The following is a 17069-nucleotide window of genomic DNA, read 5'->3' as shown; positions in this document are numbered from 1 at the left end:
TAGTTTTTCAAATTCTAGCCCTAAACATACAGCAGTAATAAAAAAACTAACTGCTATGATATTTATCGGATAAAAATATGATTAAGGTCATGGTCGTTGATGATTCGGCAGTAATTCGTCAGGTGGTCAGTGCAGTTTTAAATGCAACTGTAGATATTCGCGTGGTTGATTCCGCGCCTGATCCTGTTTATGCGCTGGAAAAAATGAAAAAAGATTGGCCAGATGTATTGGTGCTGGATGTTGAAATGCCTCGCATGGACGGAATTACTTTTTTGAAGCAACTGATGAGTGAGCATCCAACTGCGGTGGTGGTTTTATCCTCGCTCACCACGCAAGGATCGGCCACTGCGATTGAGGCCTTGCGCGCTGGGGCGGTGCAGGTTTTGGCCAAATCCAGTTTAGGGGTAAAGCAAGCGCTACTGGATGATGCCGCTAGTTTGGTCAGTGCCGTTCGTGCCGCAGCCAGGGCCAAAGTGTCGTTGCTAAAACCCAAACCCGACACGCCGGCGATTGTGGTTCGTCCAAAATTGTCAGCTGATGTGGTGATTGCGCCGCCGACTCAGGGGGCGATGATTCAAACGACGGAGCGTATTGTGTTGCTGGGCGCTTCAACCGGAGGAACGCAGGCTTTGGAGGAGGTGCTAAAAAAATTATCCCGCACCTGCCCACCGATTGCGATTGTTCAGCATATGCCACCTAATTTTACTGAATCATTTGCCAAGCGTTTAGATCAGCTGTGCGATATCGATGTGCGCGAAGCCAAGCATGGTGATCGCTTATTGCCGGGTTTGGCGTTGATCGCGCCTGGCGGCAAGCATTTGATGATTAAGCGCAGTGGCGCTCAGTATCTGGTGGATGTCGTTGATGGTCCATTAGTGAGTCGACATTGCCCTTCGGTGGATGTGTTATTTCGTTCGGGCGCTAAATTTGCCGGCCGCAATGCCATTGGCGTGATTATGACGGGGATGGGGGATGATGGCGCAAAGGGCTTAAAAGAAATGCAAGAGGCAGGCGGGAGAACATACGCCCAAGATGAAACCAGCTGCGTAGTTTTTGGTATGCCTAAAGAAGCGATTAAATTGGGGGCGGCCGATGAGGTGCTGCCATTGTCGAGAATTTCTAGCGTGATCGGCGCTTAAGGAGTCATTGTGTCAACAACAGTGATGGTGGTGGATGATTCTTCGGTACAGCGAAGACACGCTGTTAATTTGTGCCGAGAGCTGGAGTTGGAGGTGATTGCCACGGCTGACGATGGCCTGAATGCTTTATTGCAATTAAAAGCGCCGACGCTAAAGCCTGATTTAATCTTGCTCGACTTAGAAATGCCGGGCGTGAATGGCATTGGTTTACTCAAAGAGTTGGGGCGTAGCCGTCAGCAAGCCGGTATTTTAGTGGTGAGCTCAAGAGAAACCGTATTGCTGTCTTCTGTGGTTTCTTTAGGGCGTAGTGATGGTCTGCATATTGTGGGCTCAGTACAAAAGCCATTGACTGCCGATTTATTACGCGCAGCATTAAGTGGATTTTCTCCGCGGACCAACACCGCCTTGAGTGCGGTTTTACCTGGCGATTTAATTGCGGCAATGAATGCCGGTTTAATTGGTTTTGCTTACCAACCACGGATTGATTTACATAGCCGAATGCTACAAGGGCTGCGTTTGGTGCCAACGTGGGATGAGAGCGTTTTTCCTGGGCAAAATCGCGATGCATTGATTGAGCAATTGTATGCCTTGCCGCAATTTACCGCGCTGGCGCATAGTTTTATGACTCAGGCACTCAATGATTTGGCATCGTGGCAGCGGCATGGATTACGCTTGGTAATGAATATTCCTTTGCCTTTTGCGACCTTTACCGCTTATACGATGGCACCGACGTTTTTAGGCGATTTAGATGCATTACAACTGCCAGCAAACTCAGTGGTATTAGAAGTGGCTTGCTGGGTAGGGCGCGACGATGCGGCGAGTATTCTGAATACTTTATTGCAACTTAGGATCAAAGAAGTGGGTATTGCGTATGTCGATCGTGGGCAAGGCTTTACTTGGCTCGAAGAACAGGGCCAGCTGCCATTGAGCGAGTTTCATTTATCCACCGGTTTGATTGAGCGCGCACAGCATCAAGATTTGAGTCAATTATTGCTGAAATACAGTATTCAACTGGCGCATGATTTATCGCTGAAAACCTATGCCAGTAATGTCACGACGGCAGCGCAATTACAACGATTAGAAAATGCCGCTTGTGATTATGTTTCGGGCGCATTGATTGGCGAGTTAATTAGCGCTGATGAAGTACCCAATTGGAGTAAACAGGCGGCGCTCAGTGGCAAAGTTTGATCCACGGTTTGATCCATTTTTTAACGGATCAAGCCGTGGTTTTAAAAGAAATCAATTCCGGCGCTGCGTGTAGCACTTTGCTGCGATTTGCCCGAGTGTATCGTTTTTTGCTCATGGGTGGTGTAGCTCGATTCTAGCTCGTTCAACCACTGACTTTGCGCAGGTATTGGGCTTTGTTTGGCCAGTAGCTGTTGTAATTTATCCATATCGCCTTGCACATGCCCCATGATTTGCCCCATTCGATCTTGGTATTGTAAGTGCACCAAGACTTCGTGGATTTCTTGCGCGACCGCTTGGCTTTCAGTATTGAGTTGTTGCACGGTTTGATTGAGTTGATCTGCCGTTTGATGAAAGCTGAGTACGACATCATCAATAATATTTTTTGACTCTCCGATCATGCAGGCTTCAGTGATAGATAGGTTTTTGGCTGCCGCTAAAGCACCTTCTATCGTGGCATTGATCGATTCGACTTTGTTGCGAATATGCTGACCGGTTTCGCCAGAGAGTGTTGACAATTTACGGACCTCATCGGCCACCACCGCAAAACCCCGACCCGCTTCACCAGCGCGCGCGGCTTCAATCGCTGCATTGAGTGCCAATAAATTAGTTTGCCCAGCGATTTCAGCCACTGAAGTCGCCATTTGTTTGAGTTCAGTATTAAATTGCCCCAGGCCTTCTAGCTCAACCAAGAGCGAGGCGCGATCTTTGAGCACTTGCTCGAGTGCTTTGACAATATTATTCAGTTGCGCCTCAGAGCGATGGATGGTGGCAATGACATTACCGCCATGTGCATCATCCGAAGCCAAGCGAATCGTGCCCCCCAAACTATCGATAATATCGGAAAAATGCGCTGCTAATTTATCCACCGCCTCTTGGCTTTGATCGCGCGCCAAGCCTAAATTGCGATGCCAAAGCGGCAGTAAATCCACCAATAATAAAGGCAATTCATTGTGAACCGATGGGGGCGGCTGCGCCTCTTGAATGCGTTGTTGCGCGTGATTTTGCTGCTGGTTAATGAGCAATGCGCCGCCTATTAGCCCACCAAGCAATAGACCTTGCCACCAAACTGAGGCAATCAGGCTGCTGATTATGCAATTTATTATTGCAATTGCAAGTAAATAAGCGGTTTTTGTGGACATTTTTCGTAATCTTTATGTAGGCTGTTGGTCTGTCATAGAAGATAAATGTCGCTTCGGCTAGTGGTGTTTCGCCTGACTTTGCTTAAGTTTATTGTTTTTATTTTTTCAGCAGCAAATTATTCTGGCACACTTATCCATTGGGCGATTTTTTCTTGATGAAGTCGGTTAAACGATGTGGTGAAGTCTGCTACTCAGACATTGATATTGCATAGGAATAGACGAATGGACATGGCATTTCCTAACGAGCAGGGGATGTACGACCCCGCCAATGAACATGACGCTTGCGGCGTGGGTTTTGTTGCTCACATCAAAGGCCAAAAAAGCCATCATATTATTGAGCAAGGTTTGCTCATTCTAAAAAATATTGACCATCGCGGCGCAGTGGGTGCGGATGCTTTAGCGGGGGATGGTGCAGGTATATTGATCCAGATCCCTGATGCGCTATTTCGCAAGGTGACACTCACCCAGGGTATTGTTTTACCGCCAATGGGCGATTACGGTGTAGCCATGTGCTTCTTGCCACAAGAAGCTGCAGCCCGCGCCGCCTGTGAAGAAGAAATCGAGCGCGCGGTTCGCGCCGAAAAACAAGTGGTGTTGGGTTGGCGTGATGTCCCCGTTAACCACGACATGCCGATGTCGCCATTGATTCGCGCCACCGAGCCGGTGATTCGCCAACTCTTTATTGGTCGTGGCAATGATGTTTTGGTGACCGATGCGCTAGAGCGCAAACTGTATATCATTCGCAAACGTGCCAGCCATGCCATTCGCGCTTTAAAGCTTAAATACGGTGGCGAGTATTACATTCCGTCGTGTTCCGCTCGAACTATCAATTACAAAGGTTTATTGCTCGCTGACCAAGTGGGCGAGTATTACCTAGATTTGCAAGATCCCGCCTGTATCTCGGCACTAGCCTTAGTGCATCAACGTTTCTCGACCAATACCTTCCCAACTTGGGATTTAGCCCATCCATTCCGTTATATCGCGCATAACGGCGAAATCAACACTTTGCGTGGCAATGTGAACTGGATTCGCGCGCGTGAAAAAGCCATTAGCTCGCCGGTGCTGGGTAAAGACATCGATAAAATCTGGCCGCTGATTTATCCAGGGCAATCGGATTCGGCATCGTTTGATAATGCGCTCGAACTCTTGGTGATGGGCGGTTATTCGCTAGCGCAAGCGATGATGATGATGATTCCTGAAGCTTGGGAACGTAACGGCGAAATGGATGAAAATCGCCGCGCCTTCTACGAATATCACGCCGCGATGATGGAACCTTGGGATGGCCCTGCCGCAGTGGCGTTTACCGACGGTCGCCAAATCGGCGCAACGCTCGATCGTAACGGCCTGCGTCCTGCACGTTATTTAGTCACCAACGATGATTTGGTGGTGATGGCGTCTGAATCGGGTGTGTTGCCGATTAGTGAAGAGCGCATTAATAAAAAATGGCGTTTGCAGCCAGGCAAGATGTTCTTGATCGACTTAGAGCAAGGCCGGATTATCGATGATAAAGAGCTGAAAGACAGCCTCGCCAACGCCAAGCCATATCGCGAATGGATTGAAAAAATCCGCATTAAGCTCGATGACATCGAAGGCGACGATGGCGAGGTGAGTTTCCCACTGCCTGATGCCCACTCGCTGCTCGATCAACAGCAAGCCTTTGGTTACACGCAAGAAGACCTCAAGTTCATTTTGGAGCCGATGGCCAAAGCTGGTGAAGAACCAACGGGCTCAATGGGCAATGACGCTGCGCTCACGGTGTTGTCGCGCAAAAACAAGCCGCTGTATCACTACTTCAAGCAATTATTTGCTCAAGTGACCAATCCACCGATCGATCCGATTCGTGAAGAAATGGTGATGTCTTTGGTGTCGTTTATCGGCCCGAAACCGAATCTACTTGGCACCACCGACATCAATCCACCGATTCGTCTGGAAGTTGCGCAACCGGTATTGTCGAGCGCGCAGTTTGAAAAAATCCGCAATATCGGCCAATACACTGGCGGTAAGTTTTATTCGCATCAACTCGATATCTGCTACCCCGTTGCTTGGGGTAAAGAAGGCGTTGAAGCGCGCTTGGCGTCTTTGGTCGCCGAAGCAGAAGACGCCGTTAAATCAGGCGCCAATATTCTGATCGTTTCTGATCGGGCGATGGATGCCACGCACGTGGCGATTCCGGCCTTGCTGGCCACCTCGGCGATTCATCAGCACTTGGTGAAGCGCGGTCTGCGCACCAGCACTGGTTTGGTGGTTGAAACCGGCTCAGCGCGGGAAACGCACCATATCGCCTTGCTCGGCGGCTATGGCGCAGAAGCGGTGTATCCGTATTTGACCTTGGCGACGCTGGCGGATTTGGCGTATGCCAATGGCGGCGACGCAGAACTGGCAGCGAAATATCAGAAAAACTTTATCAAAGCTGTGGGTAAGGGCTTGATGAAAGTGATGTCGAAAATGGGCATCTCAACGTATATGTCGTACACCGGCGCGCAGATTTTTGAAGCGATTGGTTTGCAAAAATCAGTGGTGAAAAAATACTTTACCGGCACGGCAAGTAATGTTGAGGGTATTGGCCTGTTTGACATTGCTGAAGAGGCTGTGCGGCTACATACCTCGGCATTTGGTACTGATCCGGTGCTCGCCAATCAGCTCGATGCTGGTGGCGAATATGCCTTTAGGATTCGCGGTGAAGACCATTTGTGGACGCCCGATTCGATTGCCAAATTGCAGCACGCAACACGCAGCAACTCGTATTCAACGTACAAAGAATACGCCGCGCTGATTAACGACCAAAGTAAGCGTCACCTGACGCTACGTGGCCTGTTTGAGATTAAACCAGCAGGCGCGCCTGTGCCTTTGGCAGAAGTTGAATCGGCAGCAGAAATCGTGAAACGTTTTGCCACCGGCGCGATGTCGCTGGGTTCGATTTCGACTGAAGCGCATTCAACGTTGGCAATTGCAATGAACCGCATTGGCGGCAAATCCAATACCGGTGAAGGTGGCGAAGACGCGGCGCGATTTGGAGCGCTAAAAGCGGGTCAAACGCTGTCTGAAGTGATTGGTAAGAGCCGCATCGAGCGTGATTACACGTTTAAAGAAGGCGATAGCCTGAGATCCGCCATTAAGCAGGTAGCATCGGGCCGTTTTGGTGTCACCACGGAATACTTGGTGAACGCCGATCAAATTCAGATCAAAATGGCGCAAGGCGCCAAGCCTGGTGAAGGCGGTCAACTTCCGGGCCATAAGGTTTCGGAATACATCGGTAAATTGCGCCATTCAGTGCCGGGCGTGGGTTTGATTTCGCCACCGCCGCATCATGATATTTATTCGATCGAAGATTTGGCGCAGCTGATTCACGATTTGAAAAACGTCAACCCAGTGGCGTCGATTTCGGTGAAATTGGTCGCAGAAGTGGGCGTGGGCACCGTGGCGGCAGGGGTGACTAAAGCCAAAGCCGACCACTTGGTGATTGCCGGTCATGACGGCGGTACCGGTGCTTCACCGCAATCGTCGATCAAGCATGCGGGTGGTCCGTGGGAATTGGGACTGGCTGAAACCCAGCAAACGCTGGTGCTCAATAAGCTACGCGGTCGAGTTCGGGTGCAGGTTGACGGCCAAATGAAAACCGGTCGCGACGTGGTGATTGGTGCTTTGCTCGGTGCGGATGAATTCGGTTTTGCCACAGCGCCGTTGGTGGTGGAGGGCTGCATCATGATGCGCAAATGCCATCTGAACACTTGCCCAGTCGGCGTGGCGACGCAAGATCCAGTGCTGCGTCAGCGTTTTTCGGGTCAGCCTGAGCATGTGGTGAATTACTTCTTCTTCGTTGCCGAAGAGGCGCGCCAAATCATGGCCGAAATGGGCGTTCGCACCATAGATGAATTGATTGGCCGTTCTGATTTACTCGATAAACAAGCAGGGGTAGACCATTGGAAGACCAAGGGTCTGGACTTTAGCAAGATTTTCTACCAGCCCAAAGCCGGGCCAGAAGTCTCTCGTTTGCACGCCGAAGTACAAGATCATGGCCTAAACAAAGCGCTCGACAATCAATTATTGGCGCAAGCGGCTCCAGCGCTGGAACGCGGTGAAGTGACCCAAATTAGTCTCGCCGTGAAAAACATTAACCGCACCGTCGGCGCAATGCTCTCGGGTGAAGTGGCACGTCGTTATGGCCACGCGGGCTTGCCGGAAGACACGCTGCAAGTGGCGCTACACGGCACTGCTGGGCAAAGTTTTGCCGCCTTCTTGGCGCGCGGCATCACCATCACCTTAACCGGTGAAGGTAATGATTATGTCGGTAAAGGCTTGTCGGGCGGGCGGATTGTGATTCGTCCAAATGCAGCATTTAGCGGCAAAACCTGGGAAAACATCATCGTTGGCAATACCGTACTATTTGGCGCGATTGCCGGTGAAGCCTTCTTTGCCGGTGTCGGTGGCGAGCGGTTTGCCGTGCGTAATTCCGGTGCCACGGCGGTGGTTGAAGGCTTGGGCGACCATGGTTGTGAATACATGACCGGTGGTACCGTCGTTGTTCTGGGGCAAACTGGGCGCAATTTTGCCGCCGGGATGTCGGGTGGCATAGCGTATGTTTATGATCCAGACGGCGTGTTTGCTGGGCGCTGCAATATGGCGCAAGTCGCGCTAGAGCGTGTGCTACCCGCAGCGGAACAAGCCGCACCGTTGCACAATGACCTTGCCGATGAAACCCAGCTCAAAGCTTTGATCGCTCGCCACGCTGAGTTAAGCGGCAGCGCTCGTGCCAGCCAGTTGCTGCAAGATTGGCCAGTGAGCCGTGCGGCGTTTGTGAAAGTGTTTCCGAATGAATATCGCCGGGCATTAAACGAAATGGCCGCAGCGAATGTGAATGCCGCAGCCGCAGTGAAGGAGATTGCATAATGGGCAAGCCAACTGGATTTTTAGAAATTGAACGCGTTAAAGACAGTTACGAGCCGGTGGCCCAGCGCCTAACGCATTATCGGGAATTTGTTCCAGCATTAAGCGATGACAAAGCCAAATTGCAAGGCGCACGCTGCATGGACTGCGGCATTCCGTTTTGTAATAACGGTTGCCCAGTCAACAATGTGATCCCTGATTTTAACGATTTGGTGTACCACCAAGACTGGAAAACGGCCTTGGATGTGTTGCATTCAACCAATAATTTTCCGGAGTTTACTGGCCGTGTGTGCCCTGCGCCGTGCGAAGCGGCCTGTACGCTGGGCATTAATGATGATCCGGTCGGGATTAAATCCATCGAGCGCTCGATCATTGATAAAGGCTGGGAAAACGGCTGGGTGCTACCGCAAATCGCCACGGTTAAAACCGGTAAAAAAGTCGCCGTCGTTGGCTCTGGCCCCGCGGGCTTAGCCGCCGCACAGCAATTAGCACGCGCGGGACACGCGGTGACGGTGTTTGAAAAAAACGCCGCTGTGGGTGGTTTATTGCGCTACGGCATTCCTGATTTTAAATTAGAGCAATCGGTGATTGATCGTCGTTTGGCGCAATTAAAAGCCGAGGGTATTTTGTTTAAGACCAATACCATTATTGGTTCTAAAGATATACCTGCTGGTATCGTTTGCGATGCGCAAACGGTGATCACCCCTGCAGAGCTTGATGCTCAGTTTGATGCGGTGATTTTGGCCGGTGGCGCAGAAGTGCCGCGTGATTTACCCGTAGCGGGGCGCGAGCTAAAAGGCGTGCATTACGCTTTGGAATTACTGATTGCGCAAAACAAACAAGTGGCCGGCGGTGCTGCCAATCCTATCCATGCGGCGGGTAAACACGTCGTGGTGATTGGGGGTGGCGATACCGGTTCTGACTGCGTTGGGACGAGTAACCGTCATGGCGCAGCGAGCGTGACGCAACTTGAATTAATGCCGCAACCGCCAGAGCAAGAAAACAAACCGCTGGTTTGGCCATATTGGCCGGTCAAAATGCGCACTTCAAGCAGTCATGAAGAAGGTGCTGACCGCGATTTCGCGGTGCAAACGCAAGCGTTTATCGGTGAAAATGGCGTACTCAAAGCGGTGCAGTTGGTGCGTTTAGCATGGCAAGATGGCAAACCGACCCCGATTGCTGGCAGTGAATTTGAACTGCCAGCCGATTTGGTATTCTTGGCTATGGGCTTTACCCATCCCGTTGCCAGCATCCTTGACGCTTTTGGCGTTGAGAAAGATGCGCGTGGCAATGCCAAAGCCAGCACTGAGGGCAATGCTTGCTATCAAACCAATGTCGCTAAAGTGTTTGCCGCGGGTGATATGCGCCGTGGTCAATCGTTAATTGTGTGGGCCATCCGCGAAGGCCGCCAAGCCGCACGTGAAGTCGATCAATTTTTGATGGGCAAAACAGTCCTGCCTCGTTGATAGGTATTGGCCGGTAGTGCTTTTTAATTATGGTCTACAGGTCAATACATTGAAAAAAGCCAGCATATGCTGGCTTTTTTGTTTTTATACACATGCTGTTGATTGACTGACTTTTAGCCTTACTAGCCCAAAAGCAGTAATCGCTGGCTTTGGGCTGGTATTTACCATGGCTTGTACTATTCGCGGCTCATATCAAAATAAGTGGTTTGCAATATTAATTGCGCACCAATCGTTTGGTTCATATAAAACGGCTTCACAATCTTTAAGCCATTACCGTTGGTGGTGAATGTATAGCGTACGGTGTAGTAGTTTTTTTGCTCGGGTGCGGCCTTGTTAAAGCCATCAGTGATGGTTTGCCACATTTTTTCTGGCATGCGAAATTGTAGCTGGTTGGCCTTCGGGGCTGTGAAGTGCCATCGACCACCAAACGGATGAGTTGGCAATGCGCCGACCCAATCTTTGCCGCCGGAAACAGAGGCGCCAACGGGCGATTCTCCACCTTGATCAGCGCCTGTGCCTTGAATATCTGAGAGTTCAAAGCCGAGTACAGGGGCACCCAGAATCGGGCTGCCGACCGATAAATCGCCGTCTTTTTGGCTGTGAAACAGTTCAATTTTAAGTTTGACTTGCTCACCTGGTGTGAGTGGCGTGATATAGGCGGGTAATAATTTGGCATTAATTGATTGGTTGGTCCATGAGGTCGCAAAGAATGGGTAGTAGCCATGCGAGTGCCACATTTCAACCCCTTGTTGCGCTGTCGCGGCAGGATATTTAGTGTAGTAAGCTTTCTCCGTTAGGCTATTCCAGCCCCAGTTTTTTTCTGGATTACTGCCCCACACGGTCCAAACTAAGGACCAGTTGTACACCCCAAAGCCAATGTCCTTGCTGGATTCATCTAAGAACACATGGCGATGCCCGAGGGCGGCCATACTATCCCATTCGCCCTCATTCCAAATAGCAGATAAGCGCTCATTACTCATAAAGTGGTTCAAATTACTCTGGTCACCACCGGTACCCCCAACTTGGATATTGGCACTGGAGCGACTATGGTAGCCCGCCTCAAAGGTGGCTTTCTTGATGCCGTATTTTTCATTGGCGATGGTCCAACTTGGATAATGGCCGCTGCCTCCTTCGGGTACCACTTGACGGCCAAGCCATGCGCCAGCTTGGGTGGTCGTTTGTTTATAGTTGGAGATATACGAGCGCTGAGCACCATACAGCGCACGAAAGAAATTATAAAAATCTAAACGATTTTCCAGAAACTCCCGCTTATAGACGCCAACATCATGGTCGGCCGTATTGAAGGGGGCTTGGCTTGCAAATACCGGAGGGTGTTTGAAAATAGCGCCACCATCAAATTCTCGGAACGGATTATCAGCAATCCCATGCCGGATATCTCGGTACCAGCGAACTAGATCTTCTTTTTTGGTACTGGCTTGGTCATTGCCTTTGGCAGAAGCATTGTTATAAGAAGTAGTCGGCTCGCGAATATAATCAATGACTCGCGGATCGTCCAGATCCAGATAGGGAATCATGTTTTCTTGAATGAGGCGTTTGCGAAACGAGAAATCATTAAGTAATAGATCTTCTTGCTGGTTGGTAAAAAGGTCATCCTCAAGGCAACTACCATCGTTACAGGGTGTGGTCGGCAGTGTGGCTACCGGTGGCAAGCTAGGCGCTGGAGAAGCACTCGGTATTGGAGAGGCGCTCGGTACGGGGGCTAAGCTGGGTATTGGGTTGACGCCAATACCGGGTTGCTCTGGGTTTGGTGATTCAGTGCCGCCACAAGCGGTTAGAAAGCCTAATAAAATCGGGGTATATAGGGAACGGTTCAACTGCTGCTAGCTCGCTTTAGATGGTCGTGAAGAGGAAGAAAATGAATGTGTAAGGTTTGAATATATTTCAGCATGTTATATTAGAATTTGATTATATTTAAAGTTTTTTATGCTACTTGAGGGTATTTTGTCACTATGTTGCGGCGCATCCGAGCGCATCAGTTAGAGGTTCTGGCTGCAGAGTATTGGTCGTTCAAGACGGATTATCTTTCGGCATTGCCAATTGGTCGTATAATCGAAGCATTCATATTTTTGCCTACACTGTTTGTGGCGGGCGGAAATGATCACGCTGGTGTTGTCGACGCTGCTGTCGGCTACTGGCTTAAGTAGGGATGAGACCAAATGGAAGAAGTTCAAAACGAGCCGAGCAATTGGCATGTGATTTTACGGCCCAATCATGAGCGTAAAGTGTTAGCCAAAAGCAAAATGTATCGCTTACGCAATAATCAACCTGAGCGTTTAGACGTTTTGGAAGAGATCGTCGGTAATTCGCAGTTTAAATACAATCGATTTGCTCGCGTGATTGATTCGCCTGAGCAATATTTAGTCGATCGTTTGCGCGCCGCATGCATCGAAAAAATCGGTCATGACCGCGATATTATCCATTATTTGATCGCCATTGCGATTGAGCGTAGTGAGCTATCAAAACGCCGCTAAAATCGGCAAATTGAGTTCGTTTGCGTGAAGAATTCTGAATGAATGTTTTGCGCAAACTGACTGATTTATTAAGTATTTTCGTCAATCTTCACCTCCCAATATGCCCCTTTCTTGGGGTTTCCCCCGATTGCCGTGCTTTTATGGCTTTGAGTTGCTTTGAGCCCCCTTTATCGCTAGAATCAAGCCCCTTTGCTTGACTAGGGTCAATCCCTAGCAGCATGTATTTGACTGATTCTTGAGCTTTAGTAAGGGTGCCGCTGTGATGGATAGACAAAGCTGGTTGAAGGGCACGTTATACCGCCCGCAGTTCGAGCAAGATAGCTGCGGCTTCGGTTTGATTGCACAAATGGATGATAAGCCGAGTCACTGGCTGGTCTCGACTGCGATCAATTCGCTGGCCTGTTTGACTCACCGCGGAGCGGTGGCTGCAGATGGTAAATCGGGCGATGGTTGTGGTTTACTATTTCGCTTGCCGAAAGGCTTTTTACGCGCAGTTGCTGCGGATAATGGCTACGCTTTAGCTGAGCAGTTCACTGCTGGCTTGGTGTTCTCAAGCCTCGATAAAACTGAATCGGCCAAGTCGATCAGCAATCTCGTGTCAGCGCTTGAAAGCCAAGGCTTGCAAGTAGCAGGTATTCGCGACGTACCGGTCAACCTCGATGCGCTTGGCGCAGCGGCAATGCGCTCTTTGCCGACCATTCAGCAAATCTTTGTTAATTCGCCAGTTACGCTGTCTGAGCTTGATTTTGCTCGACGTTTGTATCAAGCGCGTCGCTTGGCAGAAAAAGCCAATACGGCTGACGCCGCTTTCTACATCCCAACACTTAACCCTTATGTGATGTCATATAAGGGCTTGGTAACACCAGAAAATCTACCGGTGTTTTATCTCGATTTAAAAGACGAGCGTTTTGCTTCGAGTATGGCGGTGTATCATCAACGTTTCTCGACCAATACGTGGCCACAATGGAAATTGGCGCAGCCTTTCCGTTTCCTCGCGCACAATGGCGAAATCAATACGCTAACAGGTAACCGCGCATGGGCGCGTGCTCGCGAAGCGATCATGGACAGCAATGCGCTGGATATGGAAGCGATTCGTCCTATCGTGCAAACCAACGGTTCAGACTCGATGAGTATGGACAATATGCTGGAAAGCTTGGTACTTGGCGGCGTAGATGTGTTCCGTGCCTTCCGTTTGATGGTGCCACCAGCTTGGCAAAACGTCGATACCAATGATCGTGACTTGCGCGCTTTCTACGAATACAACTCGCTGCACATGGAACCATGGGATGGCCCGGCCGGTATCGTTTGGGCGGCAGGCGACTACGCTGGTTGTGCGCTTGACCGTAACGGTTTGCGCCCAGCGCGTTATGTCATCACCAAAGATCGCCATATCACTATCGCCTCAGAAATCGGCGTATGGGGCTATAAGCCAGAAGAAGTGGTGAAAAAAGGCCGCGTGAAACCCGGCCAAATCGTTGCGGTTGATTTTAAATCGGGCGAGTTTATCGAATCAGATGTGATCGATAACAAACTCAAAACTGCACAGCCGTACCGCGCTTGGCTCAAAGAGCACGCCCAGCATTTGGAAATGGCCGCTGACAATAGTCCTCTCGAAGAGATGGACAAAGCCGCCTTGCTGACGTACCAAAAACAATTCCAGTTGACGTTTGAAGAGCGTGATCAAATCTTGCGCATCTTGGCGAACGACGGTCAAGAAGCGATTGGTTCGATGGGGGATGACACGCCGATGGCGGTGTTATCAGAAAAAGTACGCTCGCCGTATGACTTCTTGCGCCAACAATTTGCGCAAGTGACCAACCCACCGATCGATCCAATCCGTGAAGCGATCGTAATGTCGCTGAACACGTGCTTTGGCCCTGAGCGCAATCTGTTTGAAGACGGCCCAGACCACGCCAAACGCATGGAAGTGACTTCGCCAGTGTTGTCGACTGATAAGTTTGCGGTATTGACTAGCCAAACTGATCCAGACTTTAAAACTGCGCATTTTGCATTGACGTTTGAAGGCGTGAGCTTGCAAGCGGCAATTGAAAAGCTGCAAGCCGATGTTATCGCTAGCGTCAACGCTGGCACGGTGATCATCGTATTGTCCGACAAAAATATCGCTAAAGGCCGTATGCCAATTCCGGCCTTATTCGCCGTCGGTGCGGTACATCATGGCTTGATTAACGCTGGTTTACGTTGCAAAACCAATATCATCGTTGAAACCGCCACCACGCGCGATCCGCATCATTTCGCCTGTTTGATCGGCTACGGTGCGACCGCAGTAGTGCCTTACCTTGCTTACCAAACGATCAAAGAATTGGTCGATATGGGTCAAGTTGAGGGCACGCTGGAAAAAGCCGCGAACAATTTCCGTAAGGGTATCAATAAAGGCTTGATGAAAATCTTGTCGAAAATGGGTATCTCGACCGTGGCGTCGTATCGCGGTTCGCAATTGTTTGAAGGCGTAGGGATTGGTGAAGAAGTGATCGATCTGTGCTTAACCGGCACGGTATCGCGGATTTCTGGCGCTAACTTCGCTGATTTTGAAGCCGATCAAATCAAACTCAATAAATTAGCCTTCAACCCAATGCGTCCATTGGCGCAAGGTGGTTTGCTGAAATACGTGTTTGGTGAGGAATATCACGCTTACAACCCTGATGTGGTGATGCAGCTGCAAAAAGCGGTGCAAGGCGGTGATTATAAGGAATACAGCAAGTACGCCGCACTGGTGAATACTCGCCCAGTGGCCATGCTGCGCGACTTAATGGCATTGCAAATTGACCCCGCCAAATCGATCTCTATCGACGAAGTTGAGCCAATTTCATCGATTGTGAAGCGTTTTGACTCGGCCGGTATGTCGCTGGGCGCCTTAAGCCCAGAAGCGCACGAAGCATTGGCAGAAGGCATGCATCGCCTTGGCGCTCGCTCGAACTCGGGTGAGGGTGGTGAAGACGAAGCGCGCTACGGCACGTCAAAAATGTCGAAAATCAAGCAAGTCGCTTCAGGTCGTTTCGGCGTTACGCCGCACTACTTGGTGAATGCTGAAGTCTTGCAAATTAAAGTGGCACAAGGCGCTAAGCCGGGTGAAGGCGGCCAATTGCCAGGCGATAAAGTATCGCCGCTGATCGCTAAATTGCGTCACAGCAAGCCAGGCATTAGCTTGATTTCGCCGCCGCCACATCACGATATTTATTCGATTGAAGACTTGGCACAGCTGATTTTTGACTTGAAACAAGTCAATCCAGAAGCCTTGGTTTCAGTCAAATTAGTGGCAGAACCGGGCGTGGGTACGATTGCTGCCGGTGTGGCTAAAGCCTACGCCGATTTGATCACCATCTCGGGGTATGACGGTGGAACCGCTGCTTCGCCACTGGCTTCAGTTAAATACGCTGGTTCGCCGTTTGAACTTGGCCTGACTGAAGCACAGCAAGTATTGCGTGCTAACGGTTTGCGTGGCCGGGTTCGCGTGCAAGCCGATGGTGGTTTGAAAACCGGTCTAGACGTGGTGAAAGCCGCGATCATGGGCGCGGAAAGTTTCGGCTTCGGTACTGGCCCGATGGTGGCTTTGGGTTGCAAATACTTGCGTATTTGTCACTTGAACAACTGCGCTACTGGCGTGGCAACACAAGAAATTAAATTGCGCAGCAAATTCTTTATCGGCTTGCCAGAAATGGTGGTGAATTACTTCACCTTCATCGCGCAAGAAACGCGTGAATTGATGGCGGCGCTGGGCGTGCGCACGTTTGAAGAAATGATTGGCCGCACAGAAATGCTCGGCTTAATCGATGGCGCTACTGAGAAACAGCAAAAACTCGCGCTGGGTGCATTGCTGAGCCAAGGCAGCACGCCAGATTCAGAATCTCGTTTCTGCGTGGATGAGCGCAACCCAAGTTTTGACAAGGGTGAGTTGGCTGAAGAAATGGTCAAAGACGCGCTGGCAGGCATTAAAGCCAAAACGCCACAACGCTTTGAATATGATGTACGCAATATCCATCGTTCAATCGGTGCGCGCTTGTCAGGTGAAATCGCCAAAGCACACGGCGCAGATGGCCTGCCAGAAGGCACCTTGCACTTGAAATTGCATGGTTCAGCCGGTCAGTCATTTGGTGTGTGGAATGCCAAAGGTTTGACGTTGGAACTCGCTGGCGACGCCAATGACTACGTGGGTAAAGGCATGAACGGCGGCCAAGTAATTATCTATCCACCTGTAGGTAGCGAATTTGCTTCGAGCGATGCTGTGATTGCCGGTAACACGTGTCTGTATGGCGCAACTGGTGGTGAGTTGTTTGCTGCGGGTATGGCCGGCGAGCGTTTCGCGGTGCGTAACTCGGGTGCGACAGCGGTGATTGAAGGCGTTGGTGATCACGGTTGTGAATACATGACTGGCGGCTGCGTGGTGGTACTCGGTGAAACCGGTTACAACTTCGGCGCGGGTATGACTGGTGGTTTTGCTCTGGTTTACGATCCGAAGCAAAAATTTGCTTATCGCTACAACAACGAACTGATCGATACCAACTTGATCAATGGTGAAGCCTACGGCGCGATTCGTGCTTTCTTGAAAGACAAAATCACTGCCCACGTGGCATTGACTGGGTCGAGCAAGGGCGCTGAACTGCTGGCGAACTTTGATGAAGCAGTCGATTACTTCTGGTTGGTAAAACCAAAAGTGGCCAAGCTCGACGCATTGCTAAAAGACTAATTTAGATAGGGAGTCGGGAATGGGGACTAGGGAGTGGTTTTACTCCCCAATCCCTACTT

Annotated in this window: 8 protein-coding genes; 6 read left to right on the top strand and 2 right to left on the bottom strand. The window is 50.3% G+C overall.

Features of this window, described 5'->3' with window-relative positions; genetic code table 11:
• Positions 1-77: 77 nt before the first annotated feature.
• Positions 78-1139: a protein-glutamate methylesterase/protein-glutamine glutaminase gene (locus tag K4H25_RS16575; protein ID WP_221021443.1), complete on the top strand. Its 1062-nt coding sequence runs from the start codon at positions 78-80 to the stop codon at positions 1137-1139.
• A 9-nt stretch (positions 1140-1148) separates the two neighbouring features.
• Positions 1149-2327 carry an EAL domain-containing protein gene (locus K4H25_RS16570; protein ID WP_221021442.1) on the top strand — a complete coding sequence of 393 codons (1179 nt, stop codon included), beginning with the start codon at positions 1149-1151 and terminating at the stop codon, positions 2325-2327.
• A gap of 41 nt (positions 2328-2368) precedes the next feature.
• Here the strand turns inward: K4H25_RS16570 and K4H25_RS16565 are convergent, their stop codons facing one another.
• The gene (locus K4H25_RS16565; RefSeq protein WP_255587808.1) at positions 2369-3349 is read right to left on the bottom strand and encodes a methyl-accepting chemotaxis protein; all 981 of its coding nucleotides are present in this window, start codon (positions 3347-3349) and stop codon (positions 2369-2371) included.
• A 339-nt stretch (positions 3350-3688) separates the two neighbouring features.
• Between K4H25_RS16565 and gltB (K4H25_RS16560) the strand changes: the two genes are divergently transcribed.
• Entirely contained in the window at positions 3689-8353 is a 4665-nt protein-coding gene (gene gltB, locus K4H25_RS16560) for a glutamate synthase large subunit (RefSeq protein ID WP_221021440.1), read from the top strand.
• The gene (locus K4H25_RS16555; RefSeq protein WP_221021439.1) at positions 8353-9816 is read left to right on the top strand and encodes a glutamate synthase subunit beta; all 1464 of its coding nucleotides are present in this window, start codon (positions 8353-8355) and stop codon (positions 9814-9816) included. The genes gltB (K4H25_RS16560) and K4H25_RS16555 overlap by 1 nt, the downstream gene beginning before the upstream one ends.
• Positions 9817-9992: 176 nt before the next feature.
• Here K4H25_RS16555 and K4H25_RS16550 read toward each other — a convergent pair whose 3' ends face one another.
• Positions 9993-11651 (bottom strand): hypothetical protein, encoded by a 1659-nt coding sequence (locus tag K4H25_RS16550; protein WP_221021438.1) that lies wholly within the window; start codon positions 11649-11651, stop codon positions 9993-9995.
• A 342-nt stretch (positions 11652-11993) separates the two neighbouring features.
• Here K4H25_RS16550 and K4H25_RS16545 point away from each other — a divergent pair, with 342 nt between their 5' ends.
• Together K4H25_RS16545 and gltB (K4H25_RS16540) are read left to right on the top strand one after the other, a co-directional pair.
• Positions 11994-12308: a hypothetical protein gene (locus tag K4H25_RS16545; RefSeq protein ID WP_173532474.1), complete on the top strand. Its 315-nt coding sequence runs from the start codon at positions 11994-11996 to the stop codon at positions 12306-12308.
• Positions 12309-12570: 262 nt separating this feature from the next.
• On the top strand, positions 12571-17010 hold the full coding sequence (gene gltB, locus K4H25_RS16540; protein ID WP_221021437.1) for a glutamate synthase large subunit: 4440 nt from the start codon (positions 12571-12573) through the stop codon (positions 17008-17010).
• The last annotated feature ends 59 nt before the right edge of the window (positions 17011-17069 follow it).

Origin of the sequence: Deefgea piscis, assembly GCF_019665785.1 — a bacterium.
Taxonomy (GTDB): domain Bacteria; phylum Pseudomonadota; class Gammaproteobacteria; order Burkholderiales; family Chitinibacteraceae; genus Deefgea.
The sequence above is the reverse complement of the archived record's forward strand: the minus strand, read 5'-3'. Positions and strand labels throughout refer to the sequence as shown.